This is a genomic window from Okeania sp. SIO2B9 (assembly GCF_010672505.1).
GTDB lineage: Bacteria > Cyanobacteriota > Cyanobacteriia > Cyanobacteriales > Microcoleaceae > Okeania > Okeania hirsuta.
In genome coordinates this window covers 1-3,843 of record NZ_JAAHGK010000756.1, presented here as the reverse complement: position 1 = coordinate 3,843, position 3,843 = coordinate 1, and the positions used below count along the sequence as shown (strand labels likewise).

Annotated in this window: 5 protein-coding genes; all 5 read right to left on the bottom strand. The window is 34.3% G+C overall.

Going from position 1 to position 3,843, the window contains the following annotated elements; all coding sequences use genetic code 11:
* Positions 1–1,216 (bottom strand): efflux RND transporter permease subunit (locus F6K13_RS22875; protein WP_287288485.1); only part of this gene is annotated, 1,216 nt, incomplete at its 3' end.
* 545 nt (positions 1,217–1,761) lie between these two features.
* On the bottom strand, positions 1,762–2,121 hold the full coding sequence (locus tag F6K13_RS22870; RefSeq protein WP_124147054.1) for a hypothetical protein: 360 nt from the start codon (positions 2,119–2,121) through the stop codon (positions 1,762–1,764).
* Positions 2,122–2,490: 369 nt separating this feature from the next.
* The gene (locus F6K13_RS22865) at positions 2,491–2,673 is read right to left on the bottom strand and encodes a hypothetical protein (protein ID WP_124147055.1); all 183 of its coding nucleotides are present in this window, start codon (positions 2,671–2,673) and stop codon (positions 2,491–2,493) included.
* The gene (locus F6K13_RS22860) at positions 2,661–2,837 is read right to left on the bottom strand and encodes a hypothetical protein (RefSeq protein ID WP_161564687.1); all 177 of its coding nucleotides are present in this window, start codon (positions 2,835–2,837) and stop codon (positions 2,661–2,663) included. Before F6K13_RS22860 ends, F6K13_RS22865 begins: the two co-directional genes overlap by 13 nt.
* A gap of 243 nt (positions 2,838–3,080) precedes the next feature.
* Positions 3,081–3,350, bottom strand: a complete 270-nt coding sequence (locus F6K13_RS22855; RefSeq protein WP_124147056.1) for a hypothetical protein — start codon at positions 3,348–3,350, stop codon at positions 3,081–3,083.
* Between the last annotated feature and the right edge of the window lie 493 nt (positions 3,351–3,843).

Below are 3,843 nucleotides of genomic sequence, written 5' to 3'. Positions count from 1 at the left end.
CGGCGGAAACTGTTAAACCAAAGGGTTGAAAAAATTGACCAAGGGTATCTCCCATAAAAGCGACTGGGAGAAATACTGCGGCAATAGTGCAGGTAGAAGCAACAACTGTTAACCCTATTTCATCAGTACCATTGATGGCCGCTTGTCTGGGAGTTTCTCCTGCTTCGAGATGTCTGGCAATGTTTTCCACATCTACAATAGCATCATCAACAACGATTCCAATTATTATTGCTAAGGCGAGGAGGGTAATAGTTTCTAGGTTAAATCCAAATATTGCCATGATAATACAAGTACCTAATAGAGAAATAGGTATTGCTAAAGCTGTAATTATGGTGGCTGAAAAATTCCGCAAGAATGGAAAAATGACTGCTACTGCTAGAATAATTGCTAATAATAAAGCATCAATAGTAGCTTGGGTTGCTTCCTGAATATAGTCTGCTTGAGTTTCTGCTAAAGCGAGTTTTATTTCTGGCAATTCAGACTGCATTTTTGCTACAGTTGCTTCTACTTTACTTACAGCTTCTAAAGTATTGGCATCAGCACGTTTTACTACTTGGAAAGCTATGGCATTTTTATGATTGAAACTGACTAAAGTTGGGAAAGTGTTAGGGAGTGATGTGTCAGTGTCTTTTTGTTTGAAGGAAGCATCTCCAAGTAGGTTGACTTTTAAAACTTCCGGTAATTCTGAAATAGTAGGGATAATTTGATTTTGAGCAATGGCAGTTAATTCTTTGAGGGTCTTACTGTCACTGACAATGGCGTAGCTAATTGCTGCTGACTCATTGAGGTCAAGACTGATTATGTCTAAATTAGTTTCTGGAGGGAGAGGTACTTGTTTGAGAGCAGTTTCCACATCTGCTGTTGCTGATTTTAAATTGTTTAGGGTAGTAAAAGCTATGTTGATAACTGCTTGACCTGGATATGTTGAGGAGCGTAATTCATACATCCCTTTTGTTTCGAGGATTTTAACAGCTTTTTCGATGGGAGTTGTAATTTGCGTTTCTGTTTCGATAGTATTGTCAAAATTTGCTGTTGCTTGTACTACCACCACTGGAAAACTGACTTCTGGAAATAAGCCATATTTGAGACTACTAAAGGCAAAAAAACCTGCTATTACTACACTTAACCAAAAACAAATAGTTAACCATGGTTTAGCGATCGCCCTTCTGGAAATATTCCAGCGTTGTCGTAGATTTTTTGCTGTAGATTGTTTCATTTTTGAGCGTTGCTGAATTAGTGTACCATATTAATCTTAAATTACTTAGGAGTCAGGAGTCAGGAGTCAGGAGTCAGGAGGGAATAAAGAAAGAGAAAATTTTTGCTCGCCCTCTTATCCGGACATGATATCATATCTCAAATCAGCAACGCCAAAAATCCTATTAGCCAATCTTAATAATTTTCTGATAATTTTCACCAGAGATACAGCGCTTCCCGTTGCCCGTGAGGTACACCCCGAAGATGGCTAGATTGCCTCACTACAATATTTTCATCATTTACCCTGTACCTCATTTGCCCGAAATATGCTGTAAGTATTAATTTTTGAATTACCGAAAAATTTTGGTTTAAAGCTTCCCCTTTTAAGGGGATAATAAGCGGTTGAGGGATGGCGATCTTCGGAGCGGGTCTGCAAGAACGGGTCTCCTCGCCATATCCAATCGACCAAGAGAAGAAAAATTTTCCTTTGAATCAATCCTCTTCTTTTCAAGGAGAGGTAATTATTAATTATTAATTATTAATTATTAATTGTTGAACATATATCACCTAATTTATTAACTCTTCAGCACAAATCTCTCCAACTTCTATTAATTCTTCTGGCGCTTCCTCCTTTGCTGCTTTGTTCATTAATTTCTGAAATTTTTCTAAGGTATATTTAGATTGAAACTGATTCAGGGTACAATCACATAGCGTTTCAGCTTGTTCTGTTGATAATCCTTTTGTCACAGCATTAATTTTACAACTTGCTTGATAAACCTCCGTAAAATCTTGAGGATATTCGTTTTGAGATAGTAATTTAGGAGTTTGACTTTTTGCTTCACTCACCAGTAAACTACAGTAAGCTATACTTACCAAGGTTAATAAAAAAACAGTAACTAAAGGTTGTTGTTTGCCGCTAATTTTCATTCTAATAATTAGTTTTTTGTTAGACCGGAAAGAGAGGATATTTTATGATAATTACTTAAGCTAAATTGTGTAATTTTTTTGATGATTAGGAAACATTTTTTTGATATTTTATATATGTTAAGTAACCTCAATCTATTATTGATTATTGCTGTATAATTATCCATCAAATGACAACTTTTTAGAGTAAATTTCAATTATAAAATGGGGGAGGCGATCGGGTAATAGAAAAAATAAAATTTTTCTCAAATCTCTTAACCTCATGCCTAAATTATAGTCATTAGCAGTAAGATATTAGCTTTTAATTTTTTGGCTTAATATAGAGCAAAAATGTAGTCTAGTTAATGTACTTAATCAATATGCAAAACCCTATTATATTGTCAATTTATCTTTTTCTTTTGGGTTTAATACCCGGCTATCTAAACGGTGTTTACAATTGCTTGGGGTTTGTAGACACAAAGTAGCTTGTCGAACACTGTCGCTATCCACTTTTTCCTTTTTTATTCTTGCTTCTTCCTTTTTCCTTCTTGCTTCTTCAATACTTAATCTAACCAAATTTCCCACCAAGAGCCAGACTTAGATTCCGATGACTCTACCTCTTTAATCCTGTTAATTTTTTCCCCTTGATGAATCTTACCTGCTGCTTGTTCGGCTGCCTCTTCTTTACTTCCTGCTTCGACTATTATATCCCTACGATTAAGAGTGACACGATATTTCATATTTTTTTACCTCATATAATCTACAATAAGAACTTTACCATAATTTTATAACATCATATAGATAAACCGGATTTATGTCACCAAAAACCCGGTTTTCCAATTTTTTTAAGTTTGTTCTCTGATTTTTTTCTATATCTGAGATAGGGGTAGATTTAAGCATAAATATTTCTGTTAAGTAGAACATTCTCGATCTATAAATATACCCCTACAGTTTTTTATGAGAATAATCATCTGGACATGATGTTAAACAGGTTTAGTTAAGTTAGAACAATAACTATCATTTACTACTACAGAATTAATATTTATAGGATCCATATCTGATGATTCTGGTATCCACCGATTTGTAGGATGAAAGACTACCTTTTTACAAACAACCTGAGTATTACTTAAAGACGCATAATCCCAAGTAAAAATTTCTGGGTCTCTAATATTTGCATTAGCGGGCACTTTAACTAATGCACTTAGCAAGACTAACTCCAGGGTTATCAAAGCAACAATTGCGTATTTTAACATAGACCTCCTAAACTGATTTTGTGAATAATTAATTTTCAGATAATAGTTTGATTCTTATTCCAATTATCTCATAATTTTTCTGAGAGTGTCAAGAACTTGGGAGGAGTCAGGAGTCAGGGGTCAGGAGTCAGGAGAGAAGAATAAAGAGGAAGAACAGGAGAAAGTTTTTTATCACTAATTATCAGGACATGATATTACTGAATAATTAAGGTTTAAAGGTTATTATTTGAAGAATAAATAAGAACAAAAAATATTTTTGCTCATCCTATCCCTTTTAAGCAAAGGTAATTATTAATTGTTAATTTTAAAAAGCCTTTTATGAGGGAATGCTGCGCAACCAGATACCTAATTCTATGCACAATTTTTTAGGTTGATAAATGATGGGAATTTCAAAATAGATGATTCCCGTTTTTCTTGGGATACCTATAGTATTGTTTTTCAAGGATTTATGATTTCAACAACTTTCGCTCAACTTCAGGCAAAATATCCCTAC